Genomic DNA, 25,418 nt, shown 5'->3' on the forward strand with positions numbered 1-25,418 from the left:
TAGTACACGAAAAAAGACAAACTGAGTTGTTTGCCTTTTCTATACTTCTACTTCATTATATCAACCTTTTGAAAAATTCGTTTGTACCTCTTGAATTGGCCAATATCGCAAATCAACTTTACCGACGACTGTATCAGCTTTTACAAAGCCAAAGTGTCTACTATCCCAGCTCCCGAGCCGGTTATCACCTACTACAAAAATAAACCCGGGTGGCACCAGCTTTTCTTTCGTTAACTCTTCTAATGTAAAGTCGCCTGTTAGTTGCCTTCCATTTATCTCTTTCTTATACTTCTCTAAATACGGCTCATCAATAAATTGTCCATTTATATATAACTTATCATGCTTATATTCAATATGATCTCCAGGTAAACCGATAATTCGCTTTACATAGTCCTCTTTTTTATTCGCATGAAACACCACAACATCAAATCTGTTCAAGTCCCCAACTTGATAACTCACCTTATTTACAACGAGCATATTGCCATCTTGCAATGTCGGCATCATTGACTTCCCCTCTACAACATACGTTGAAAAGAAAAACGTTCGAAAAAATACAGCTAATAATACACCAATTAAAATTGTTCGTATCCACTCTATGCCTTCTTTTTTCAAAGTTTTCTTCATCTGCTTCTCCCCTTATCCTTTAATACTGAAGCTTTCCTTTACAAAGAAGACTATTCTTAATGTAGTTCTAATTTTACTTCAATTTTCTTACCGACATACCATAGAATAAAAATACCAATCGCTACAATGACTGATTTCACCGGGTTATGAATAAATGACATTAAATCATGACCGATATACGTTAAAATAAAAATCATCACAAGTTTTCCGAATGCTAACGCTAGACCAAACTGTTTTACACTAATTCGGGATAAACCAGCGACAACATTTATGAGCGCTGACGGTGTAAACGGAAAACAAAATATAACAAAAATCGGTGCGAATCCTTTCCTTTCAATCCACCCCATTGCTTTTCGTACTCTCTCATGCTTATTTACAAACGAAAAGAAACGACTGCGACCAAAATGGCGGATGATGAAAAAGACAAATAATGCACCCATTACTGATCCAAGCCATGAATAAAGAAAACCGAGCCAAAAGCCAAATGCAACAGCATTCGCCAGTACAAATACGATAAGCGGTAATGCTGGAATCAACGCCTCTATCATCGGTAAACCAATACCAAGAAGTGGTCCGAACGCTTTATAACTCTCAACAATATGATCCATATTTTCTGGTGAAAAATACTCTTTGATTGTCTGAAAATCCATTCTACACTTTACCCCTTTACTCTAAATACTATCCCTACTGTATCATCGCTTATATGAAAGAGGAAATGGTAGATACGACATATGGAGATGTATTTATTAAAGTTTCCATATCTTTCATAAGAATTCCTTCATTATTTAGCTATGATAATCTATCAATATTCGACAGGACATGTCGTTCGTTTTGTTATTTAGATGGTTTTCCGATTTTTTATCGGTAAATGAAATTACACTGGTAATTTTCTAAATATATCGCTTTATCTATACAGCCCGACCCCCACCTAACTTTTTTGCTTTCGCTGAATTTTGAGGTGGGGGTCTTACTGCCCACAAATAGCGGGATAAACAAAAAAAGAATGGGGATTCCCCCCATTCTTTCACACTTCGCCTTCCTTCACAAAATACACACTCTCATAAGCGGGTCTTAATGTTGATTCCTCTTTTTTATCAATCTCTTTAAAACAAGGGCTCCCTTGTTTTTTCCTACGATCTTCATATTCAGTACGTAATTTCGCTGTACGATTTTGTTGATTTTCAAAACTAGTTTTTGATATTTCTAATTTCACAGCAAAGCCATTTATAAATCTAATAATAAGATTTCCATCTTTTAATTCTTTATTACTTTCAATATAAAAATGAGACAACCAAGCGCACTCTTTTCTAGAGTAAGAATAGGTAGGGAAAAAATAAAGTTGATCTGTAGGACTAATCGCAATTGGTGCTTTATGTGTAATATGAGTTAACTCTTTCGTTCCTTCTTTTCTGCCTAAGAAACTCGAGCCATGCTTGCGGCAACTTCTTTCTATAATATCTAGAGGTTTTTGAAATACGAAAAAAGAATCATTCATTTCAACGACTCGAGTAACAATTTTCTTTTCACTTAGAATAACAGGAAGTAAGGCCATCGTATTTTTCGTTACAACATAATTTTCGACATAGCGTTCCACTTTACTTTCCATGCTCTATTATCTCCTTTTTTCCATTTATATTAGCAGCTGCATATATAATTTTAGCACCTATGAAAAGAAAACGGATTGCATATCCCACTATTTTACATAGATTTATTATTTATCAACCATTCTTCAAATTTAAAATTAACTATATAATAATAAAAAGATAATAATGTACACAAAAAACATTTATACTACTATAAATATTTGAAATCACTTCCTCATTTCACATCATTACAACAACTAACTTTGCTATAATTAAAATATAAATCCAATATATGGAGGGCCACTATGGAAGAAAAAGAAATCCAACCATCGATTCAAATGAAAAATAGCAGCGTCATTATCGTGAAAAACTCAGCTAGTATTATATTCGGTTTATTTTTCATTCTTCTATTCTTTTCCAAACCATTTCGTAAATCAAAATGTCCAGAATGTAAAAAACGTGAGAAGAAAAAATTAGAGCAAGAACAATAAAAGGCCTTCCTTTATGGAATGCCTTTTTACATTTGTAGTATCATTTTATTTATTCTTCTTCACCCTAAAAAACAACTATATTTTCTTCCAAGATTCTCTACATCTTTTTTTGATTTGTATATGATCCTTATATAAAACATGAGAAATAGTATTTGTACATCTTTATCCATCACTAACAATTCGTTAATTAGTTAACTTTATAATATAAGTTTTGTATATAATTTCATTCAAAAACACAATATATATAAGTGGTCATTTTATAATTACATTGCTTTTTATCGAATTCCAAAAAGGAGCTGTATACTATGGATAAAGAAAACCTATTAAGCCAGCAGGTTAATAGCATCCCCTCAGATGCTCTGAATACCCCTAGTAAGGAACAAGAACAACTGTTAGAAACATCATCTCAAAACGTACAAAATTCCAACAACAATGCTAACAAAAAAGATGTTACTCAAGGTCTATCTGGAAAAGATTCCCCTATTTCAATGAAGAATACAAATTTATAGTTATTTACTATCATACGCAGTAACTGCTCTTGCTGAAATAATTCTTCTACAGAAACTAATACGCATTCCAGATAATTTTTTACCCGTTGTAACATAGAAAAAGAGATTTAGATATAAAAACAGGCTCTAAAAAAACTTTCTCCACAACAAAAAAAGGATGGCATTAGCCATCCTTTTTTCCATCATCAACTATAAAATTATAGTTTGATTACGTTTTTAGCTTGAGGTCCACGGTTACCTTCTTCGATTTCGAAGCTAACTTTTTGGCCTTCTTCTAGAGATTTGAAACCTTCAGTTTCGATTGCAGAGAAATGTACGAATACGTCGTTTTCGCCTGGAACTTCGATGAAACCGAAGCCTTTTTCGTTATTAAACCATTTTACTTGTCCTGTTACTGCCATGATTATTTCCTCCTAAGAAAATACAAATTTTAATTTTTTTAGTCTTCCTGTCTAAAAAAAGAATCCACACATTATCAAATACGAAACATAAACTAGTTCTCACATACTTTTTCTCGTTCGTTTCCAGCACTTGATAACATATGGATTGCTTAATTTAACTATTCAACTGACATCATCATAGCATACTTAAAATGAAATGTACAATCTTTTTTGAAAATGGAATTTCTAATTTTTAGTATTTCTTATAAAATATAATTATCTCTATTCTAAATAAGGAGGAATTTATGACCAATAAAATTCCTAGAAAAACATTAAAAAGAATCGAAGAGGATATTGAAAATAATAATCTTGGAAAAGCAAGAGACAGATTGCACGGCCTCATCTTTACATACCCAAATGAATTACATCTTCGAAAACAACTCGGAGATATTTATTATAAATTACAATATCCAGAAATGGCTGGACGTTACTGGTATCTAGAGGAGCATAAAACAGATATTATGCATGAATCATGTTTATTATTTGAAAAATCAAGGGGAAATAGTCCTCATCATATTGCACGTGCTTTAAAGTTTAAAGGCGATTCTAACCATATAAAAGGTTTGCATAAAGATCAACCTTTATCTTCAGTACAGAAGAAAGTAGCAGAGGAGTTAATTTATGAGTATAAAGAAACATGGCAAGATAAGCTAGTTCCTTTTGGCTGTCTAGCATTCCTTGCTTGCCTTCTCTTTTCTGCCATTATTGGTCTATTTACTATTTGGAATTGGATTTTTTAATCACAGGGGGAATTTTCACATGTCAAACTACGCTAAAGAAGAAAGGCTAACAGGGGGAAACGTCTCAAACGTATATCGTTCTGAAAATACTGTTCGGCGAGAGTTAAAGCCGGGCAGTGAAAAGATTCATAAGCTATTGCAACATTTAGAAAACAAAGGATTTCATTATGCTCCAAAGTTTTTAGGTGTAGATGAAAAAGATAGAGAGATTTTATCCTTTATTGAAGGAGAAGCTGGCAATTATCCTTTAAAAGAATATATGCGATCTAATGATGTATTAAAAGAAATCGCAAAGATGCTTCGCCTTTACCATGATGCTGTAAGTGATTTTCCATTATTAAATGATTGGAAACCGATGGATCACACTCCAAATAACATTGAGGTTTTATGTCACAATGATTTTGCCATATATAACATTATTTTTAATAATGAGAAGCCAGTAGGGATTATTGATTTCGATGTTGCTGCTCCTGGTCCAAGACTATGGGATATCGCTTATACACTCTATACTTGTGTGCCTTTAAGTAGAGTGTATTATACAGAATCCGGTGAAGCCGTTCATTATGACTCATCGCAACATGCAGATCGCATTAAAGAGAGAATGAATTTGTTCGTTCAGTCCTATGATAAAAATATGGATGAAGATTACTTAGGAATGGTGTTGCTTCGATTAGAAGGATTATGTACATATATGAAACAAAAAGCGCAAGAAGGCGACTTGAATTTCCAAAGAATGATTGATGAAGGACATCTAGAGCATTATGAGAAAGATATGAAGTTTATTCGTGATCATAGGGCTGAGTGGAGTTGATTTAGTAATAAAGAAAAGGAAGTATCGTTTTTTTCCGACAACTCAATCTCTCTTTTCGAATCGTTTAGAAAATAACAAGGGGCACCCTTCAAAAAGGTGCCCCTTCCTTTTATTTCGTAAACTGTGCTTCTTCCGTAGATCCTTTTAACGCTGTCGTTGATGAAGTTCCGCCTGTAATCACTTGTGCAACTTCATCAAAGTAACCTGTTCCTACTTCGCGTTGATGACGTGTTGCAGAGTAGCCATGTTTTTCAGCTGCGAATTCTGCTTGTTGTAGTTCAGAGTATGCTGCCATGCCGCGCTCTTTATAGCCACGTGCTAGTTCAAACATACCGTAATTTAATGAATGGAATCCAGCAAGTGTTACGAATTGGAACTTATAACCGTAAGACGCGATTTCCTTTTGGAAGCTTGCAATTGTTTTTTCATCTAGTTTTTGTTTCCAGTTGAATGAAGGTGAACAGTTATATGCAAGTAGCTTTCCTGGATGCTCCTTATGAATTGCGTCCGCAAATCGTTTTGCATCTTCTAAATTTGGTTCCGACGTTTCACACCAAACGAGGTCTGCATACGGTGCATACGCTAAACCGCGCGCAATTGCCTGATCAAGACCTGCATTTGTACGGTAAAATCCTTCTGGTGTTCTTTCTCCTGTAATAAATGCTTTATCAACAGGATCGATATCGCTCGTAATTAAATCAGCTGCATCCGCATCTGTTCTTGCAACGATAATTGTCGGCACTCCCATTACATCTGCTGCAAGGCGTGCAGAAATTAAATTGCGTACTGCTGTTTGCGTTGGTAGTAATACTTTTCCGCCTAAATGGCCACATTTTTTCTCTGAAGATAATTGATCTTCAAAATGCACACCTGATGCACCTGCTTCAATCATACCTTTCATCAGTTCGAATACATTTAATTGCCCACCAAATCCAGCTTCTGCATCTGCTACAATCGGTACGAAATAGTCTGTATCATCGCTTCCTTCCATATGCTGAATTTGATCCGCACGTTGAAGCGTTTGATTAATTCGTTTTACTACAGCAGGTACGCTGTTCGCTGGATATAAACTTTGGTCTGGATACATATGTCCAGAAAGGTTTGCATCAGCTGCTACTTGCCAACCACTTAAGTAAATCGCTTTTAACCCAGCTTTTACTTGTTGCATCGCTTGGTTTCCTGTTAATGCGCCAAGTGCGTTAATATAGTCTTCTGTATGAAGCGATGTCCAAAGCTTCTCAGCACCGCGACGCGCTAACGTATGTTCAATATCAATTGACCCGCGCAGGCGAATTACATCTTCTGCCGAATATGGACGTGTGATCCCTTTCCAACGCTCATCTAATTCCCAGCTTTCTTGTAACTTCTCGATTCTTTCGTTTTTCATTTGTTCCATCCCCTTTTCATTTTTTATAAAATTTCATAACCCGGTAATGTTAAAAATGGTACGAATTCATCATTTCGAACGAGATTTGTAAACAAAGTTGTCGCCTCTTGGAATCTCCCTTTCTTAAAGGCTTCCTTACCAATCTCTCTTTCTATTTTTGCTAATTCTTCTTCTTTTAGCTCTTCCATTAATTCAAGCGTAATATTACGACCATCATTTAGTTTTCCACCTTCATGACGAATCCATTGCCATACTTGTGCTCTTGAAATTTCAGCAGTTGCCGCATCTTCCATTAAGTTATAAATGGGTGCTGCTCCCCGTCCGCTTAACCAAGATGCAATATATTGAATACCTACACTAATATTCATGCGAAGGCCCTCTTCTGTAATCGTTCCCACCGGTACCTCTAGTAAATCGTTTTCTGTTACACATATTTCTTCACGTTTTCTAAAAATTTGATTCGGTGTTTTCATAATGTGATTAAATACTTCCATTGCAACCGGTACAAGTCCAGGGTGGGCAACCCAAGTCCCGTCATGACCGTCTAAAGCTTCGCGCTCCTTATCAGCACGCACTTTTTCAAAAGCTGCTTCATTTGCTTCTGGATTATTTTTAATCGGAATTTGTGCCGCCATTCCTCCAATTGCTGGTGCATTACGGCGGTGACATGTTTGAATTACTTTCAAAGAATAGGAACGCATGAATGGTGCCGTCATCGTGACTTGTGCTCTATCTGGTAGTAAGAATTTATTATGATTACGGAAACTCTTTAAAAAGCTAAAAATATAATCCCATCTTCCGCAGTTTAAGCCAGCAGAATGATCTTTTAGCTCATACAAAATTTCATCCATTTCAAACGAAGCGTGAATCGTTTCCAGTAACACAGTTGCTTTAATCGTTCCATTTGGAATGCCGATATATTTTTGAGCAAATACGAATACATCATTCCATAATCTCGCTTCTAAATAACTTTCCATTTTCGGTAAGTAAAAGTATGGGCCGCTCCCTTTTGCTAAAAGAGCTTTCGCATTATGGAAAAAGTACAAGCCGAAGTCTACTAAGCTACCCGACATATTTTTCCCATCAACTTGCATATGCTTTTCCTCTAAATGCCATCCTCTTGGACGTACAATGAGTACAGCTGTTTTCTCATTTAATCTATATTCTTTCCCTTTATCATTTTCATGTGAAATCGTTCCCTTTACTGCATCTCGTAAATTGATTTGGCCTTCCACTGCATTTTCCCAAGTTGGTGAATTCGAATCTTCAAAATCCGCCATAAAAAGATGCGCTCCTGAATTTAAAGCGTTAATGACCATCTTTCTATCTACCGGTCCAGTAATCTCTACACGGCGATCCTCTAAGTCTTTTGGCAGCTTGGCAATTGTCCAATCCGCTTCACGTATGTGTTTTGTTTCTTCTAGAAACTTCGGAAACTCCCCTGCATCAATTCTCTTTTGTTTTTCTACACGTTTTTGTAAAAGTTCTATGCGGCGCTCATTAAAATTCTCATGTAGTTCCTTCAAAAAACTAAGCACCTCAGGTGTCAATATTTCGTTGTACGCTGGTAACATTTCTCCAACGAGTGTAACCCGTGAAGTTTGCGTCGACATATTAGCATCCCCTTCTTAAACTGTTTTATAACAGATTTGATTTTATGTTTTATATTATATAACAAATCTTCAGAAAAGGAAGTTTTTTTTGAAAATTCACTTCATTTTTTTTCAAAACGCCATTCTTTCGCGCTTTATTTCATACAAAAAAAGGCCACTGTTATACAACAACGACCTTTTTGTATTATTTTTAAATTTCACTTTGACTAGTTAAACTTTATTACTGCCCTTGTTCCATATCATGCAATATTGCTCTATGTAAAAACTGTGCGTATTGTTCTCTCGTTACCTTCATAGACGGACCGAATTTACCTTCTCCGATTCCCATTGTAATACCATTTGTTTGTACTGCACTAATTGCATTCGTTGCCCATGAATTTGCTGAAACATCATTAAAGTTATGAGATCCCTTTGCCTGTAAGTCAAAAGCATTCGTAAGAACTTGTGCCATTTCCGCACGCGTTAACGTCGCCTTCGGCCTAAAGTTTCCATTCTCGTCTCCCTGGAAAATTCCCATTTCCGTTAAAGCCAATATCTCCTCGATAAAGCTTGTTGAATTTTCATCAATATCTCCATATGGATTTTCATATTGTTCTTCCATATCAAACACACGGTAAACTAAAGCTGCAACTTGCTCACGTGTTACATTATCCCCAAAACCGAATATTCCATCGCCATATCCCAAAATTATTTCTTGTTCCGCTAATTCATGAATTGCCTCATATGCCCAATGTCCTTTTGGTACATCTTTAAATACAATTGTATTTGCTTTTTGCAACGGTGCACTTTCCGCTTTTACACTATTACTCTCTGCTGTGAATAACACCCCACCCATAATTGTTAATGCTGTAGCTGTTTTTAATAATTTTTTGCTCATTACATTTCCTCCCCAATATGTATATATTTTTTCCGACACATTTCGTGACGTTTTTGTGAATCTTATTACACATCATGTCTTTTTTATGGGGTTGATTATAAAGCTTATGTATAACATTAAAAATACAAATAAACGAATAATAATTCTTTTTTAAACAAACAAAAAAGCACAAATATTTCTATTTGTGCTTTCATATTTCACTCTATTTCCAATCCTCTTTCAAATGATAATTAATAATCGCATTATTAATAAACTGAGCATATTGTTCTCTAGGTACAGAGCGATTTAATTCATACATGCCATTCCCAGTTCCTCTTACAACATTATTAGATTGTAGCGCACTAATTGCATCTTCTGCCCAGTGGCCTTTTGGAATATCTTTAAATGTATGTTTTTGTTTCGTTTCAAAATTAAATGCTCGTTTTAAAATGACAGCCATTTCCGCTCTAGAGATTGGTGCTTTCGGCCTAAAATTCCCTTGGCCATCCCCTGTAAAAACACCACGTTTTGTTAACGCCAAAATTTCCTTTTTAAAAGTTGTTGTACTATCAGAAACATCTTTATATGGATTCGCTACTGGCCCTTCTTCTTTTATCTCAAGTGTTCTGTAAATAGTCCCAGCTACTTGTTCACGTGTTATAAGATCACCAACACCATACTTCCCGTTTCCATACCCTAATATAATTTTATGATATGCTAAATCCATAATAGCATCATATGCCCAAAATCCGTATGGAACATCTTCAAACACAATCATTTGTGGATACTCTTCCGCTTTTACAGGCGTCACATTCGTCCCTGCAAATATACCTCCTGCCATTGTCGCAATCATCATTACACCCAATATTTTTTTCTTCATTATCCTCTCTCCCTATTTCATTCAAATAAAATGAATTTCATTGTTTCAGGAGTACTCTTTTTGGTGAATGTAAGATAAAATGCAAATCTTCTAGAAGAAATATTTCCACTACCTTTCTGCTTTATGCCTCCTTCTTTCTTTTTCAAAAAGGAAGTTGTCACCTCTAAGGTGTTATGTACTAAAACATTCTACAATCTCTTTATAAACTCCTTTTCACTTTACAACTTCCCTTTATTGGCGCGAAAAGGAGATACCTAATGGCGATTACTATATTCATGATTTATATTTCAGAGGTAGCATTCCCCTTCAATGATAACTCGCCTTCTCTTCCCTTGCGAAAAGTTAGTACCATCCCTAAAAATATAAGGATACTCCCTATTACTTGCATCTAAATCCGGTCTAATAGTTTGGCAACAGCAGGATCTAAAAACACTAATACAGAAATGAGTCTCGTCGATAAATCTCTTAAACTGTCAAAAAATAAGTAATATACAAATCTAGTATGTATAAATCATCGCCTTGAAAATGCCTGAAGTCTATGAATAGTAGCAATAAAAAAAGCATCCTTTTTTATTAAAAGAGGATGCTTTTTTTATATTTATTAACACTCAAATATGCTACTACTTTTGAAGAGTAAATTGGGCAACTATTTGTTTTAGTTTTCCTGCTGCGTTATGCATATGTTCAATTGAAACCGAAATCTCTTGAACAGATTTTTCTTGCTGTTGAATAGACTCTTTTACCCTATCAGTTCGGTCAGATGATCTTTGGGAAATTTGAGCCATGTCTTCTGCAGAAGCCGAGATTTCCTCACTACTCGCTGCAATTTCATCTGTAGACATAGATACCGTTTGAATTTGCTCAGATACTTGCTGTACTTTTTCTGTAATTGTTCCAAATACTTTTTCTGTATGCATTACTACTTGTGTACCTGCCTGTACCTCATTATCTACTTTCCCCATCATATGTACCGTATGGTTCGTTGTTCCCATAACTTGAGTAATAAGATTCTCAATTTGTTTTGCAGAATCACTAGATTGTTCTGCTAATTTCCGCACTTCATCTGCCACAATTGCAAATCCTCTACCACTTTCACCAGCACGTGCAGCCTCAATTGCGGCGTTTAATGCTAATAAGTTAATCTGGGAGGTAATACCTTGCATAACATCAATGATTTTAACAATTTCTTCTGATTGTTCTTTCATAGTCTCTACTTGTTTCACACCGCTATGTACCGAATTTTGGATTGTATCCATCTGTTGAATCATTTGTTTCATTAATTTGTTACCACTCTCTGCATCTAATGCTGATTGAGCAGATAATTCATTTACAGAGGATGATGTATTGACTATACTCTGCATTCCTTGCGTCAACTCTTCCATCGCACCCGCAGTTTGTTCCATTGCTTGCATTTGACTCTCTGCACCATTTGCAACTTCTTCAATATCCATAGTGATTTTCTTCGCTGCACTACTAGATACTTCTGATGCAGATACTACTCCGTCTGCATGTTGGAATAAAAGCTGAATATTATTCTCTACTTCTTCCATATTTGTTCTTAGCCCTGCAATCATCTCGTTAAAATTACTTACTAATACACCTAATTCATCCTTAGCAGTATAATCACCATGTACGGTTAAATCTCCTTCTTTCGCTCTTTCCATCATACGACTAACCGTTTGTAAAGGAGCAACTATGAGCTTGCTAATAATATAACTTACTATACATATAACGATTGTAGTAACTACTACAAGAATGATAAAGGTAATAACGGAACGATCAATCATTTTTTGAGAATCTTTAAATACTTGGTCAGCTAAATTTGAAACATACGATTCTAGATCCACTGCATAACCAGCTAACTCTATTCCCTTCGGTTTTAATTCCTTCTGAAATTCATTTACCATTTGTGGCTCGTTTGTTGCCTTTGCCTTTTCAAATAATTTTTTATATGTATCTTTATAACTTGGCAAAGATTTCTTCATCTTCTGAAACAGTTCATCCTCTTGCTTACTTAAATTAAAACCATCATCATATTCTTTTAATAAAGAATCATATTTTTTAAGATCCTTTTCAATATTATCAATTATTCCCTCTTTATTTGCCACTTCATTTTGTGATACCGTAATTAATTCTAATAAATTATATTCTAGTGAATTTTGTGTGCGAAGCATTCCTTCTAATAAAATTGCAGAATATTGATAATCATCTACTACAACCTCTGTATCATGCTTAATCTTATTAATAGAACTAATTGCTACACTGCTTATAATTACCATACCTAAAACTGCTAATGAAATAAGCGCTAATAATTTATATTTCACTTTTAAATTTTGTAAAAAATACATTTTTCCACCTTTATTCCTTTATATATAGATTTTTAGAATTTTATAGCTTATTATTTACAAAATCACAATAAAAAGCAATGATAAATATTCCCAATATGAAACTTATATCTCTATAAAAAAAGAAGTAGCTATCATGCTACTCCTTTTTGCTTTGTTTCTCATATTGTTCAAACGTATGAATTCTTTCAAAAATTGGTGGGTGCGTGTATAAGAAAAATTTCACTAACGCAGGCGGATTTACTTGGCTTAAACTTGTTTTTGATAAATATTGAAAAGTTTTCACACCAGATTTCCCGTCCTTCGTCATATTTAAAGCATATTGATCTGCGGCTCTTTCTTCTATACGTGAAACGTAGTTTGTTGCTGGTTGTGCTGCAAAAGAGAGTATAGAAGAAATTAAGAAAAATAAAGGTAAAATGGAGAAACATGCCACTTTTGAAATTTGCAATGTATCTCCCCATTTGCGAATACACATATTTATAATACGACTAATTAAAAACATACCTATAAACGATAGCAATACATAACTTGCAACTCCAAAATATATATGCTTCATAACATAATGTCCCATTTCATGAGCCATGATAAATAAAATCTCTTTATCTTTTAACTGCTTAAGCGTTGTATCCCACATTACAATACGGGCGTTAGGGCCAATTCCTGTTACGTAAGCATTTAATGCATTCGTTTTTTCTGACATATTTACTTCATATACGTGTTTAGCAGGAATGTCCGCTTTGTCTGCTATCGCTAAAATTTTCGTTTCTAATTCTTTATTTTTCAGCGTCGAGAAGTCGTTATACAGTGGATCAATAACGACAGGCTGTATGAATGTTAAAAAGATTGTAAATGGAACAGAGAGCGCCCATCCTGCGAGCCACCATCTCTTCGGAAATTTACGGATAAGCCATAATAGAACGGTAACTACGATTAACATAGTCGCATAACTTTCCCAAAAACCGATAACATGATCTTTTATCCAGCTTTGTGTACTTTGTGTTGAAATGCCGTAATCAACGGACACTTTCCGGCCAATCCATTGCATCGGTAAGGCAAGCACTGTTGTCAATAATGATAAATAAAAGAAATAAATCGCAACTTGCAAAACACTTATTTTAGTCGTTTCCTTCGACCATTTCTCAAACTTTCTTGAAATACCTAGCACAAGTACAAATAATAAAATAATCCATTCAAGAGGCGTCGCTAAAAAGTATAGTAAATTTTTCACGCGCGAATAATCTTGGCTTAGCGTAAGCTCTCTAGCACTCATAAACGTTTCTGGATCTGCACTCGTTCCCTTATACATGTCCGGAATAAGTTCATGATTCCATCCAAATAAATACCAATATATAAGTAACGCAAATCCAACGTACAAAAAAAGCGACCAACCAATAACCTTCCTCACGCTATTCCCTCCTCTATGCTGCCTGTCTATTATTATTGTAAGTTCGTACACGCTAAATTAGAACAAGCTTATTATGTGAATTGCTCTGGATCTTTTTATTTACATAAAAAAACTCTTCTACATAAGAAGAGTTTTACCTATCTTTAAACACTTTCTTCGGTTCACAATCCGTACACTTACAAACCAACACGTACCCTACTTGCTTTTTAGATAAAATAAAAAGCCTCTTTAAGGAAGTACATCTATTAATAAACTAAAATCTTGTAAAGAGAAAGAACTATATTTCATAATACCTTGTACAGCTAAAAGTAAAACAAGACCGATCACACACATATAGTTAACGCTTTCTTCATTCTTTTTTTCAGTAACCACTCCACCACTTATACATAAAATCCCCAACAAATGGAGCGCTAAATACATGAAAAAATAAGCTTCCTCCCAGCGCAAAATAACATTCACTGTCGTTATTAACACTAGACTAAGTAAAATCAAATAAAAAAACTTATTTGATGATATCGTTTCATTCATATAATTTTATACATCCCTTTCAAATTTCGAATTAATGATGTTTCAAAGCTATAAAGTAAATGATTGTTTTTATACCATAAAACAAAAGGAAAGCCACCATTACTTTCTCGAATACTTTATGAATCCACATATACTTCTCTTCATTCTTTCTGAAGATGCACTTCATCATTTCTTCTACAATTAGACCAAATATTAGTAAAACCCCGAACACAATAAGAAGAGAAATAATATTTTCTTTTAAATGAGTACTAGAAAATAAGTAATACTCTGGAAACACAATCGTATCTACTACAGGTTGAAGCCAATGACAAACGCTTTTATCACACATATCTGTAATAGACGTAGCATCTATAATATCTTTTAATATTTTTTCAACCGTCTTCTTCATCTCATTTACTCCCCACTACATCTGAAAAGCTCTTTTCCTGCTCTGCATATATAACTGGCACTTCTTTACTCCAATATTTACGATTAACAAATAAAAAGATAAGTACTAAGTTTAATCCTGTTATAAAAATAATAAGTCCAGGAAAGAATGTCGTGTAATTTGAGAAATCGGCAAAACTCATAATTTTTTCTCTACTTATTAAAAAAGACGCACCCATTACAAATGCATTGTTTAACATATGTATTGCAATTGGCATGAGTAAACTTTTCGTACGAATATATACGATTGATAATACGATGCTGAATATGGCTGCACCGAGGAAATCAACATGTAACAACGCAAACAATATTGCTACAACGATGGTCGCTATGCTCGTTCCCCATTTTGTTGCAAAACGTTGAAGTAAAAATCCGCGAAAAACAAACTCCCCGATAATTGGTGCGATGAATACGACCCTAATGACTTGATATACATATCCCCCAGTACTATCTATAATCGGTTCATGCAATGCATTCATAATAAAGTCCGGTGTAATCCATGCAAAACTATACATATACAAAATAAGATACCCGTAACTAAACATGCACAACATAACCGTAATGTATAAAACTTGCACCAAGTTAAATGTTTCATTTTTATTAACAAACAATGAAAATGAAATGCGATGCTTTCTATACTCATAAAAAATCCATATGATCGGAAGGATATAGAATATAAGGATATTTATAAAAGAAGAATTTTGTATATGAAATATACTTGTTAGCAAATCGCCACTACTTCTCGCTATTAAAATTAATAGTGCAAATACAATTAAAAAATATCTAGCTCGCATCACTTGAAACGGATTCACACTCATCTCCTCCCCTATGTTACTTTTATCATATCATTTGATTCTTAATTTTTTGCGAAAGAAAACCTTAAAATTTCCTTAAAAATTCCATAAGTTACAAAATGATGATATGATATTCGAGAAAATTAGGAGGGATTTTTATGTACCGAGCAAATATTTTACTTGTTGATGATGAAACAGCAATTTTACAATTACTAACTACCATTCTTGAAAAAGAAGGTTTTTCTCATATTACAACTGCAACATCAGCTGAAATAGCTTTATCTCTAACTAAGCAAAACAATTACGATTTAATTATTTTAGATGTAATGCTTCCTAGACAATCCGGTTTTGATATTTGTCCAATCATTCGCCAACAAACAGATTGTCCAATTTTCTTCCTATCAGCAAAAGCATCTGATTTAGATAAAATATCCGGATTTTCATACGGTGCGGATGATTATATTACGAAGCCCTTTAATCCATTAGAAGTAGTAGCACGTATGAAAGCACAGCTTCGGAGACATATGAAACAAACCGTACCACACGAACAAAAATCACACTCGATTTCATTTGGCAGATTTGAAATTGATCAGCACTCTGCAGAACTGACAGTGGATGGTCACATTGTCGAATGTTCCGCTCAACTCTTTCAACTACTACTCTTCTTTTGCGAGAATCCAAACTACGTATTTTCGAAAGAGGAAATATACGAAAAAGTTTGGGGAGCACCTGCCTATAATGGCGATGACAACACTGTTATGGTCCACATTCGAAAACTACGTGAAAAAATTGAACACGATCCAAGTAAACCAGAATATATAAAAACCGTTCGCGGGCTTGGTTATAAGTTCGTTACAAAGTAGGGTGACGATATGAATTTTAATAAACGACTTATTATTCAATTTATCATGCAACACGTTTTTGTTTTAGTTACATTACTTATCGCTGTAGTTGCTGCTTTTACTTATTTAATTTTTCTTCTTACTAGTACTTTATACGAACCTAATATTCCAGATTCTGATAGTTTTACAATTTCAAGATACATCTCTTCAGAAGATGGGCATATTTCGTTACAATCTGAAGTGCAAGATTTAATAAAGGAGAAAAATGATTGGCTCCAAGTTGTAGATGAAAACGGAAAAATCCTCTACCACTTTAATACACCAAATGATGTTCCGAATGCTTATACGAAGACATCTTTAGTCGCATATATACAACATCATATCGAAAGTAATTATAAATTTACATATTGGGAAATTGAATTAGAAGAAAAGAAAGTACTTGTTATTTATGGTGGTATGTTAAAAAGCAATGCGTTACTGACAGCAATTCAAAAGGATCACTCCTCTTTAACGATGGATTCGTTTACATTAACAGATCAAGAAAAACAGTTACTGTCTAAAGAAAAAGCAGCACTTCAAATATTTAATCAAAATGGCGAAGAGGTTTTTGCCTATCCAGCTGGAAAGAAAAAAACATTTTCAGCAATACAAATCGCCCTTAATGAAAAAGAACCGTGGAATCATAAAGAAAACACGTCTAGCTTTTACGATGCAAATAGTGGCAACCTTCTCGTTGTGACTGCGAAAAATGATCACTACTATCCAGATGACGAAATTGAAGATGTATTTACTAAGAAGTTTCTCATCGGATGCGGATTAATCCTTCTTATCGTATTTGTTTATTTAGTCATTCTTTCTATTTGGTACGGTAATAAATTCGGGAAACCGTTATTACATGCGATGCGCTGGCTTAAAAATATCGCTGGCGGAAAGTATGAAGAACCTATTAGTAAAAAAGGAAAACCTGTCAGGTTCCGGAGATCTGGTAAAGAAAAATGGTCATTCCGTTTGTTTAGAGATGTAACAAGTTCACTAGAACACCTTTCTATTACACTCAAAAAAAATGATGCGATGAGGCAAGTACTTCAGCAAACACGAGAAGAATGGATTACCGGTCTAACACACGACTTAAAAACACCACTTAGCTCTATATATGGCTACGCATTATTACTCGAATCGAATCAATATAACTGGACTGATCGTGATATTCAACAATTTGGTAGTGTTATGAAAGAGAAATCTCAATATATGACGACATTAATTGATGATTTAAGCTTAACGTATCAATTAAAAAATAACAGCCTTCCTGCCCAACACGTAAACGTTGAAATCAATCAATTCGTTCAAAAAGTGTTATTGCAATTTATTAACAATCCAACACTTCAAAATCAAAATATTGAATTCGTACCGAGCTCAAATAAAATTCAATATTTCATTGAAGAAAAATGGTTCCAGCGTATTATCGAAAACTTACTAGTAAATGCTGTAAAACATAATAACGAAACAACTACTGTCATCGTAAAATTATCACAAAACGCTAATTCCTTTACACTCTCCATTTCAGATGACGGAAAAGGAATGGATGAAAAAACGAAAGAACTTCTATTTGAACGATATTACCGCGGAACAAACACAGAAGAAAGCAACATCGGAACTGGACTTGGCCTAGCCATTACAAAACAGCTCGTTCATGCTCATAACGGGACAATTTCCGTTGATAGTGCACTCGGAAATGGAACGACGATTATTCTTGTGTTTCCGTTTCGTTCGTAGGAAAGACGCTATGTGGCGTCTTTTTTTCTTTTCTGGGAGAATTTTGCGGTAATTGAAATTATGTGAATCGTTTTTTCGAGACAAAGTAAAAATAAAACTATTAACAAATACATTTCTAAACTGTTATACTATAAATAGAAGTATAAACTAACTAAGTTTTGCATAAAATGAAGTAGACGAGGTGCTTCCAACACCCCGTCACTGCAACTAATTACCGCAAGGTGGAAGGTTGCAACTAAAGCTTATTTGCGCTTAGAAGACTTCCCACGCTTCGCAGGCAGACGGGTGGTCTTCTTTTTGCGCTTTTTTGCCGTTAATTTCTTAAATCCAAAAACTATACCTTCTCTAGCTATAGTTTTTGTAATTTCCAACAAAATTTGCAAAAGAAATTCCATACGATTACACCTCCTTTCTTCACAAAATGAAGAAAGGGCATAACCTTCCACCCGCAATATTTAATTGCTATTTTATTTTACCATTTTCATATGTATTACAGATAAAACAATACAAATTTAACAATCCACTTATAAAGTGAAACTTTAATCAGTGGAGGTTTTGTTCATCCCCCACTGATTATTAGCCCTCACCAATCGCGCTGCCCGGCAAATAGCGGGATAAAAATAACCCTTCATAACTCACTATGAAAGGTCACTCCATATTTCAGCTATTTCCCTACTAACACAAACACATTCTCATCAGGTACTTCCATTACTGCAACATGTCCTGATTCTGTTGGAAATGGTTCGCGAATCCATTTTACATCTTTATTATCTTTTAAACTTTCATACGTTTGTTGTACATCTTCTACTAATACTTCGACTTCCGTAAAATTAATATCCGGATGATTGCTTATTACTAACTCTGAACTTTTCTCATCTGGAAACTTCAATCCTATTAACGTCCAAATAACCCCTTCTTCTAGTTCTCTTTCTATCATCCAGTTTTGCTTCATTCCCATTTCTTTATAGAAAGAAACTGATCTTTCTATATCTTTCGTATGTATAGATACACATTCTAGTTTTTTGAACATTTTCCCATTTCCCCCTTTATGAAAAAGCGAACCATCTCCCAACGATTCGCTCTTACCCTATTATTTTTTCTTCACCGGTATCCAAAGCTCTACTTGTGCAAACTCACTCTTATCTTCGTGGCAACGCTCATCGTACAGTTCAAACTCCGTAACACCGCAATGTTCATATCCTGAATGCGGGAACCATTCTGAGAATACTGCATTCCAAGTTTGGTGAATAGACGATACCATTTCTTCATGAGGAACTTTCGGCGTTGTAAATACTGCATATGTTGCTGCCGGGAAAGTACGCTTCGCAATTTCATTTGGTACATTTTCAAAGTCTGTAACTTCCATTCCGATAATGTAAGTGAAGTCTCCTGTTTCTAAATTAAAATCAGTACATAATCCAAGCTCTACCCATTGACTCGTATCTTTACGATTCGGAATCGTCGTTCCAAGATCTTTTTGTAAATATTCTTGCCAAAATACTGGAATGTCTTGATGGTTTTTCCCTTCTTTACTTGTCGTCTTCAATTCATAACCCGCCACTAAAAATTCTGGTTTATTTACAATACGATATTCCATTTGTATGCCCCCTAAATACGGATTTAATTTTCTTTGCTTTACATTCACTCTGTAATACATCGGTGTTTCGATTTCTTGTTTTCGATATTCACTCGGTGTCATTTGAAATAATTTTTTAAAGGCTCTCGTGAACGTTTCGTGAGATTGAAAGCCATGTTCAAACGCGATATCAATAACTTTTTCATCCGTATGAGAAAGTTGATAAGCTGCCCGGGCTAACCTCCGCTTTCGAACATACTCCATTACTGTATCACCTACTAATGCCTGAAATACACGATGAAAATGCGACTCAGAAAAACCTGCAATACGTGCTAAATTACGCAGCGTCTGTTTTTCCATTACATCTTCCTCAATATAATCAATTGACCTTTGAATTTGTGTTTCATAGCTTTCCATCTCTGTTCACCCGCCTTATATGTATTATGATAAAAGAGAACGCAATCCAATTCTTGACGTTTTTTACTATAATTCCATAAAAAATTGTAACTTTTTTATATGTATTTCGTTGTTATATATGAAGGGAGGGAAATGTAGTGAAACGCAAACAATCATTAGAAGAAATTTACTCAGAGCATATGCAAGATTTATTTCGCTATCTTCTCTCCCTAACCGGAGATTCCCACTATGCGGAAGATCTCATGCAAGAAACATTTTACCGAATGCTCGTCCATATTGACTATTATAAAGGAGAAGAAATTAGGCCGTGGTTATTTACAATTGCCTACAATGCCTTTATCGATTGGTATCGTAAAGAAAAGAAATATAAAACAACAGAAGTTGCAGAATTCCATTTACCAAACGTGCCAAGTACAGAACATGCATATTTCGTAAAACATGAGATTGCTAGTTGGTTAGACAGTTTATCTTCTCTTCCGCTCGAAAGACGAAATGCCCTGCTACTACGAGATTACTATGGATTCTCCTATAAGGAAATAGCAGAAATGACTGGTCTCTCATTAGCGAAAGTGAAAATTGAATTACACAGGGGACGAAAAGAAATGAAAAGCATAAAGGAGTGATACGGATGGGGTGTACAGAATTTAAAAAACTATGGAAGAAGTATGAAAATGGAACGCTCACGCATGATGAACAAGAACTGTTAGAAAGTCATATTGAGTCATGTGAAGAGTGTGAAGCTTACTTAGATGAGCTGTTAATAAAAACAGAACCAATTAAGAAAAAGTTACCTCCAAAAGATCTTAAAGTTCCTTTTTGGAGGATTAAGTGGAAACATCGTTTACAAACGTTTGGTTTTATATTATCAATTTGCATCGTTATCTATATAATCGGCGGGGTATTATCAGCCTTTTATTTTCAAGCTAATAATGATAAAAGGCTAGAAGAAATTAGAGAGGTTCCTTCGCTTGCACTTGAAGCAACGATCCCAAATAGCCGTGTTATGGGGGGCGGAACAAGTGTAGAAGCTTTTTTCCGTACGAATAGCCAATTTGATTTAGTACGAACCGTCGGTAAAAAAGAAATGCCCCTCGGTACAATAGAAACAAAAAGCTTCTTATCATCTGTAGATGTTACGAAGCGAACTTGGATGAATCCGTTCTATCAACCAAAACTCTTCTTTGTTCATCCAAAAACAGAGCAGGGTGATTATTTAAAGGATTCATCAAAAAAAGTATGGGATACACTTGCAAAAGTACATGATGGAACCGTTGCAGAAGTAGCAATTTCTTTTGATAAATCTTACACTTTAAAAGAATTAGAACCGCTTTTATATAGCATATTCGAGGCACAAGAACTCCCTCCAACTCCTTTATGGTACGCTTTAGATACAGGACAAGAAAGAAACAATGTAGATGACTATATCCTACATGGCGGAGAAGCTATAGGGTTTCCAGAACATGTAAGATTCCTCGATAATGAAACTGACGGGCAGAAAACGCAAGAAGACAAAGTAACCGAAATGATGCGCGTCCTTTCTATCCATAAAAAAACGGTAAGCAAAATAGCAGCGCTTTCTGAGAAAGAATTAAACTTAGATAAACGTTATCAATATGTAAAGGATAACGGTGTAAAAGTATACGGAATTGTTATTACTGGCCCGTCGAAAGAGTTATTAAAATTACAAAACTCCCCGCACGTACGTTATGCGACTCTTGGAGATATTGAGATTTGGAATTGGTTTGATAATTAATAAAAAAGAAGTAGCGCTCTAAAAACGATGCGCTACTTCTTTTTTAATTCGAAATCACTTTCACATACATCCCTCTCACCGCTTTTTCATAAGCGATATCACTCATCTGTCTTATTTTTTCTGATACAACAGATGACTGAACAATTTTCCCTTCACGAAGTAACGGCGGATCAATAAGACGCATTTTATTTTTCTGATGTAAATCATAATCGTTTCTATCTTCTTTTCCTTTTATATTTGGATGAATTTTGCTTAATAAAGCTTCTACTTCGGGGTCATTACATTGCTGCAATTTCGAAATAAGCTCCTCATCTTCAAGAAGAAAATCATCTGCATGAATAATTCTTTTATGAAGAGCTACCTTTAACGTTTTCGCTAACATATCATTTCCGTAAATATTCATTGGTTCCATAAAGAAATCGATTACTTCTTTGTAATACGTTTCTGTAAACCATTCCGCTATTTCAATATTTTGAAGAACCATTTTCCCCTCTACTTCGATGACATCCTCTAAAAAACTATGAACTTCTTCTAAAGAAATATACCCATATGTATACATATCTCGTAACGTATAATCCACTCGATCTGCGCATAATTCGGGCGCTGACCTTTCCAGTAACGTCCACTTCGAATCATCTAATAAAATATCTTCATAGTTATAACCATGCCTCACAAGGATCGCTGGAATTTCTGAGTTTTTCACAACAGAACTAAATATCTCTTCATGATAACTTTCATCTTCATTATCAAAAACGTAATCAATCACGTGGGAAAAAGCAGTATGTGATACGTCATGTAGTAAACCAGCAATCTGTTCTTCTACTGAACCACCTAGTTTTTTCACCAATAACATAACACCCACTGAATGCTCAAAACGAGTTACATTCCATTTCTCGTTCATTAAGTAACTTGCGCCTGCTTGATGAATTCCCTTTAGTCTTTGCATAGGCTTACTTAAAATTAATTCTTCTAGCACTGCATCCACTTCAAATTCTCCGTATAGTACATCTGATATGATCACTTACAATCCCCCTTTTCAAGCAAAGTCTTTTTATATTATCTCTTTTTTGAAGAAGCGTAAATATACTATTCTGTAATTTGAATATAAACGTTCTGTTTTTATAAAAAACAGGTCCTCTTGTTCTTATCAAATTTAATCAAAAAAAGAAAATATTTCCACGACTCCTCTTTTTTTGTTTTAATAGATTTATAAATACATATTTACTAAAGAAAAAAGCAGCGAATGAAGTCAATTAGAAACTGACTTACAATTATAATATGAAAGGTCGGATAACTATGGACAGTTATTTTCCAAAAGCGGGGAAGTTAATTGGCGGTATCATTATGCTTATTATTTTGCTTTCATCTTTTTGGCTTATATGGATTGGAGAAACGAACATTCGTTACAGTGGAGATCATAAGGGCACGATGCCCTTTTGGTACAAGTGGCTCCCTGTTATTGTCGGTATACTCCTTGTCCGTTTCCTACCATTTCATCATAAAAACTATAATCCCCTTCAACAATTTGAACCAAGGCGCATCATAATTCAAACTGCTATCTTCTTCTTAAGTGGCTCCCTCTTCACGATTTGTCTTCTCACCACGAACTTTGAAGGAATGGCATTACAATTGTGGTTTATGATATTTAAAATTATTTTATTATTATTCACTCCATTAATGCTGCTTTTTTTTTATAAAAATAACCCCGAAAAAGAACGACCAAAGTCAGTAAAATTAACAGGGGATAATAGATGGTATCGGTTTACACCACTTATTGTCATTATAATCTGGGGTTACTTCAACTTCTTTTCTATATTCTCTACACCATTTGTTTCAATGAAAATGGAACCCACGATTTTAATCTCCATTTTACTTGTAGGGTTTCTTATAAATAGTGTACTTGAAGAGATTTTTTATAGAGTTTGGTTGCAAACACGTTTGGAATTATTACTAGGTACTTGGCCGGCTATTCTTCTTACATCATTGTTATGGGCAAGCTGGCATATCGCATTACATGGCTCTGGTCATTGGGATATTGATACAGCTACGGTCATTGTGAACCTTGGTATCGTAGGTCTATTCCTTGGATATTTGTGGGCGCGTTATCGTAAGGTATGGGTAATTATTATTGTTCATGGATTAATTAATGCACATCCACAACAACTAATTGAGATTATATTTAAGTAAAGAGCGCGATTGAGAAATAAAAAATAAAAGGGATTATACATGATTAATATGTATAATCCCTTTTATTTAACCTTATTCAAACGTAACTTCTACCTGCACAATCTCCGACCTACTACCAAGTCTAAGCGGTGGTCCCCAAAATCCAAATCCAGAAGAAACAATTGCGTGGAACGCGCCTTTTTGTGCGTATCCCCAGTCTAGCTCGTACATTCTTCTCGTTACAATATGATTGGGCGCCATTTGTCCGCGGTGCGTATGACCGGATAATAATAAGTCTACACCAGCATCCGCTGCCTGTTTCAACTCAAATGGCTGATGATCCATTGCGATAACTGGCATGGATTTATCCACTGTACTCATAAGTTTTTCAAAGCTTTGGCGATCTCGCTCTGTTTTATCTCTTCTTCCAACGAGATAAAAGTCATCTTCAATTGTAAGCACTTCATCTAAAAGAATACGAATATCAATCTTATCCATCTCTTGTAAAAACTCTGGAACCGCTCTGCCGTAGTATTCATGGTTTCCTAAAACACCATATACGCCTAATGGAGCTTTCATTTGTTTCATAATATGACCCATGTTTTTTTGAATGAATACTCCTGGATGATCATCGATAATATCACCTGGCAGTAAAATAATATCAGGTTCCATTTCATTTACATGACGAACAAGTCTTTTCAAATGCGAAACGCCAGACAGTTTACCGAAATGCATATCAGAAGCCATCGCAATACGTAAACTTTTACGCCCCTCTACCTTTTTCGGTATGTGCACTTCGTATTTTCTTACTACTGGACTATACGCATTAAATACTCCATACGCAAAGATAAAGATAAATGCAGCTATCACAGCCGTCCCTATCCAAATAATTGCCGCTTCTTTCTCTACTGAAAACTGTAAAAGAAAGACCATAATATCAGCTAATGGCAACAACATAAGCGCATATTGTATAACCGCAAACCAAATCGAACCTATCGTTCGCAGAAATGGCAGAGACTTAAACACTTGCACGAGAATGTACGCATATGAAATAAATGCGACTATGAAAGCATAATATCCCCAAGATTCCCAGCCAAATACCGCATGAAGCCAAACCCATCCGTTCCAGCCGATATAAAACATAAGTAGTGTGTATATAATTAATATGGTAAATATATTGAGATAACGAAGATTCTTCACAGCCAGCCTCCTTATTGATTTCTTTTATTATAACTTGTTATGCACTTATAACGTAAATATTAAGCGCTTCAATCTTCAGAATAAGAACATTGATAAACATATTGTCTTAAAATTTTTAAGAACGGCTGTAATGGACATTTTTGAGTCTTACGTGTTGGATAAAATTCTATTATCTTTATCCTTCAAAACTCATCTATGCAATTATGCATAACCATCAATTCCGTTTTATTTTCATGTTACGATATAAATGTAATAC

Annotated in this window: 28 protein-coding genes and 2 pseudogenes; 10 read left to right on the forward strand and 20 right to left on the reverse strand. The window is 34.8% G+C overall.

Going from position 1 to position 25,418, the window contains the following annotated elements; translation table 11 throughout:
* Positions 1-60: 60 nt before the first annotated feature.
* The 3 genes from lepB to OXT04_RS16445 form a co-directional block, all read right to left on the reverse strand.
* Positions 61-624, reverse strand: coding sequence for a signal peptidase I (gene lepB / locus OXT04_RS16435; RefSeq protein WP_000751897.1), 564 nt, complete (start codon positions 622-624; stop codon positions 61-63).
* A 56-nt stretch (positions 625-680) separates the two neighbouring features.
* Entirely contained in the window at positions 681-1,274 is a 594-nt protein-coding gene (locus tag OXT04_RS16440; protein ID WP_267416005.1) for a TVP38/TMEM64 family protein, read from the reverse strand.
* A gap of 374 nt (positions 1,275-1,648) precedes the next feature.
* Positions 1,649-2,230, reverse strand: a complete 582-nt coding sequence (locus tag OXT04_RS16445) for a competence protein ComK (RefSeq protein ID WP_000444448.1) — start codon at positions 2,228-2,230, stop codon at positions 1,649-1,651.
* A gap of 282 nt (positions 2,231-2,512) precedes the next feature.
* On the opposite strand from OXT04_RS16445, the gene OXT04_RS16450 reads away from it, so the two are divergent.
* Both OXT04_RS16450 and OXT04_RS16455 read left to right on the forward strand, forming a co-directional pair.
* Positions 2,513-2,698 (forward strand): hypothetical protein, encoded by a 186-nt coding sequence (locus tag OXT04_RS16450; RefSeq protein WP_000391377.1) that lies wholly within the window; start codon positions 2,513-2,515, stop codon positions 2,696-2,698.
* A gap of 305 nt (positions 2,699-3,003) precedes the next feature.
* Positions 3,004-3,207, forward strand: coding sequence for a hypothetical protein (locus OXT04_RS16455; protein ID WP_000356913.1), 204 nt, complete (start codon positions 3,004-3,006; stop codon positions 3,205-3,207).
* Between the two features lie 197 nt (positions 3,208-3,404).
* Here the strand turns inward: OXT04_RS16455 and cspA are convergent, their stop codons facing one another.
* Complete coding sequence (gene cspA, locus OXT04_RS16460; protein WP_000301522.1) at positions 3,405-3,608, reverse strand: RNA chaperone/antiterminator CspA; 204 nt, start codon at positions 3,606-3,608, stop codon at positions 3,405-3,407.
* 284 nt (positions 3,609-3,892) lie between these two features.
* Between cspA and OXT04_RS16465 the strand changes: the two genes are divergently transcribed.
* Together OXT04_RS16465 and OXT04_RS16470 are read left to right on the forward strand one after the other, a co-directional pair.
* Positions 3,893-4,387: a DUF6584 family protein gene (locus OXT04_RS16465; RefSeq protein ID WP_000182394.1), complete on the forward strand. Its 495-nt coding sequence runs from the start codon at positions 3,893-3,895 to the stop codon at positions 4,385-4,387.
* A gap of 19 nt (positions 4,388-4,406) precedes the next feature.
* Positions 4,407-5,198, forward strand: a complete 792-nt coding sequence (locus OXT04_RS16470; protein WP_267416013.1) for a phosphotransferase — start codon at positions 4,407-4,409, stop codon at positions 5,196-5,198.
* Between the two features lie 109 nt (positions 5,199-5,307).
* Here the strand turns inward: OXT04_RS16470 and aceA are convergent, their stop codons facing one another.
* The 11 genes and pseudogenes from aceA to OXT04_RS16520 form a co-directional block, all read right to left on the reverse strand.
* Positions 5,308-6,585 carry an isocitrate lyase gene (gene aceA / locus OXT04_RS16475; protein ID WP_000787346.1) on the reverse strand — a complete coding sequence of 426 codons (1,278 nt, stop codon included), beginning with the start codon at positions 6,583-6,585 and terminating at the stop codon, positions 5,308-5,310.
* A gap of 23 nt (positions 6,586-6,608) precedes the next feature.
* Positions 6,609-8,198, reverse strand: coding sequence for a malate synthase A (gene aceB / locus OXT04_RS16480; protein WP_000107345.1), 1,590 nt, complete (start codon positions 8,196-8,198; stop codon positions 6,609-6,611).
* A gap of 220 nt (positions 8,199-8,418) precedes the next feature.
* Positions 8,419-9,075 carry an S-layer homology domain-containing protein gene (locus OXT04_RS16485; protein ID WP_267416015.1) on the reverse strand — a complete coding sequence of 219 codons (657 nt, stop codon included), beginning with the start codon at positions 9,073-9,075 and terminating at the stop codon, positions 8,419-8,421.
* Between the two features lie 202 nt (positions 9,076-9,277).
* Positions 9,278-9,934: an S-layer homology domain-containing protein gene (locus OXT04_RS16490; RefSeq protein ID WP_267416017.1), complete on the reverse strand. Its 657-nt coding sequence runs from the start codon at positions 9,932-9,934 to the stop codon at positions 9,278-9,280.
* Between the two features lie 280 nt (positions 9,935-10,214).
* A pseudogene (locus OXT04_RS16495) lies at positions 10,215-10,495 on the reverse strand (EamA family transporter); the annotation flags it as partial.
* 59 nt (positions 10,496-10,554) lie between these two features.
* Entirely contained in the window at positions 10,555-11,508 is a 954-nt protein-coding gene (locus tag OXT04_RS30185) for a methyl-accepting chemotaxis protein (RefSeq protein ID WP_411326792.1), read from the reverse strand.
* Positions 11,503-12,282, reverse strand: a pseudogene (locus tag OXT04_RS30190) (MCP four helix bundle domain-containing protein); the annotation flags it as partial. The gene OXT04_RS30185 and the pseudogene OXT04_RS30190, both read right to left, overlap by 6 nt.
* A gap of 136 nt (positions 12,283-12,418) precedes the next feature.
* A complete protein-coding gene (locus tag OXT04_RS16505) occupies positions 12,419-13,687 on the reverse strand; it encodes a M48 family metallopeptidase (RefSeq protein ID WP_001233314.1) in 1,269 nt (422 codons plus the stop codon).
* 228 nt (positions 13,688-13,915) lie between these two features.
* Complete coding sequence (locus OXT04_RS16510; RefSeq protein ID WP_001006050.1) at positions 13,916-14,215, reverse strand: DUF2101 family protein; 300 nt, start codon at positions 14,213-14,215, stop codon at positions 13,916-13,918.
* Positions 14,216-14,246: 31 nt separating this feature from the next.
* The gene (locus OXT04_RS16515) at positions 14,247-14,603 is read right to left on the reverse strand and encodes a hypothetical protein (protein ID WP_000754329.1); all 357 of its coding nucleotides are present in this window, start codon (positions 14,601-14,603) and stop codon (positions 14,247-14,249) included.
* Between the two features lies 1 nt (position 14,604).
* Complete coding sequence (locus tag OXT04_RS16520; RefSeq protein WP_001067979.1) at positions 14,605-15,453, reverse strand: CPBP family intramembrane glutamic endopeptidase; 849 nt, start codon at positions 15,451-15,453, stop codon at positions 14,605-14,607.
* A gap of 140 nt (positions 15,454-15,593) precedes the next feature.
* Between OXT04_RS16520 and OXT04_RS16525 the strand changes: the two genes are divergently transcribed.
* Both OXT04_RS16525 and OXT04_RS16530 read left to right on the forward strand, forming a co-directional pair.
* Positions 15,594-16,298 (forward strand): response regulator transcription factor, encoded by a 705-nt coding sequence (locus OXT04_RS16525; RefSeq protein WP_267416023.1) that lies wholly within the window; start codon positions 15,594-15,596, stop codon positions 16,296-16,298.
* Between the two features lie 9 nt (positions 16,299-16,307).
* A complete protein-coding gene (locus OXT04_RS16530; RefSeq protein ID WP_061660112.1) occupies positions 16,308-18,050 on the forward strand; it encodes a sensor histidine kinase in 1,743 nt (580 codons plus the stop codon).
* A 242-nt stretch (positions 18,051-18,292) separates the two neighbouring features.
* Here the strand turns inward: OXT04_RS16530 and OXT04_RS16535 are convergent, their stop codons facing one another.
* The 3 genes from OXT04_RS16535 to OXT04_RS16545 form a co-directional block, all read right to left on the reverse strand.
* Positions 18,293-18,445, reverse strand: coding sequence for a hypothetical protein (locus OXT04_RS16535; RefSeq protein ID WP_000394943.1), 153 nt, complete (start codon positions 18,443-18,445; stop codon positions 18,293-18,295).
* A 269-nt stretch (positions 18,446-18,714) separates the two neighbouring features.
* Positions 18,715-19,080, reverse strand: a complete 366-nt coding sequence (locus tag OXT04_RS16540) for a VOC family protein (protein ID WP_267416025.1) — start codon at positions 19,078-19,080, stop codon at positions 18,715-18,717.
* A 60-nt stretch (positions 19,081-19,140) separates the two neighbouring features.
* Positions 19,141-20,043, reverse strand: coding sequence for an AraC family transcriptional regulator (locus tag OXT04_RS16545; protein ID WP_000446842.1), 903 nt, complete (start codon positions 20,041-20,043; stop codon positions 19,141-19,143).
* Positions 20,044-20,180: 137 nt separating this feature from the next.
* Between OXT04_RS16545 and OXT04_RS16550 the strand changes: the two genes are divergently transcribed.
* Complete coding sequence (locus tag OXT04_RS16550) at positions 20,181-20,666, forward strand: RNA polymerase sigma factor (RefSeq protein ID WP_000824004.1); 486 nt, start codon at positions 20,181-20,183, stop codon at positions 20,664-20,666.
* 5 nt (positions 20,667-20,671) lie between these two features.
* Positions 20,672-21,796, forward strand: a complete 1,125-nt coding sequence (locus OXT04_RS16555; protein ID WP_267416032.1) for an anti-sigma factor — start codon at positions 20,672-20,674, stop codon at positions 21,794-21,796.
* Between the two features lie 43 nt (positions 21,797-21,839).
* On the opposite strand, the gene OXT04_RS16560 is transcribed toward OXT04_RS16555, so the two are convergent.
* Positions 21,840-22,817, reverse strand: coding sequence for an HD domain-containing protein (locus tag OXT04_RS16560; protein WP_000587038.1), 978 nt, complete (start codon positions 22,815-22,817; stop codon positions 21,840-21,842).
* Between the two features lie 275 nt (positions 22,818-23,092).
* Here OXT04_RS16560 and OXT04_RS16565 point away from each other — a divergent pair, with 275 nt between their 5' ends.
* The gene (locus OXT04_RS16565) at positions 23,093-23,983 is read left to right on the forward strand and encodes a CPBP family intramembrane glutamic endopeptidase (RefSeq protein WP_000378922.1); all 891 of its coding nucleotides are present in this window, start codon (positions 23,093-23,095) and stop codon (positions 23,981-23,983) included.
* Between the two features lie 72 nt (positions 23,984-24,055).
* Here OXT04_RS16565 and OXT04_RS16570 read toward each other — a convergent pair whose 3' ends face one another.
* Complete coding sequence (locus OXT04_RS16570) at positions 24,056-25,162, reverse strand: metallophosphoesterase (protein ID WP_000793741.1); 1,107 nt, start codon at positions 25,160-25,162, stop codon at positions 24,056-24,058.
* A 34-nt stretch (positions 25,163-25,196) separates the two neighbouring features.
* Between OXT04_RS16570 and OXT04_RS29785 the strand changes: the two genes are divergently transcribed.
* Entirely contained in the window at positions 25,197-25,373 is a 177-nt protein-coding gene (locus OXT04_RS29785) for a TetR family transcriptional regulator (RefSeq protein ID WP_071714124.1), read from the forward strand.
* Positions 25,374-25,418: the final 45 nt, after the last annotated feature.

The organism is Bacillus sp. GC_Bacil_1 (assembly GCF_026540675.1).
GTDB lineage: Bacteria > Bacillota > Bacilli > Bacillales > Bacillaceae_G > Bacillus_A > Bacillus_A cereus.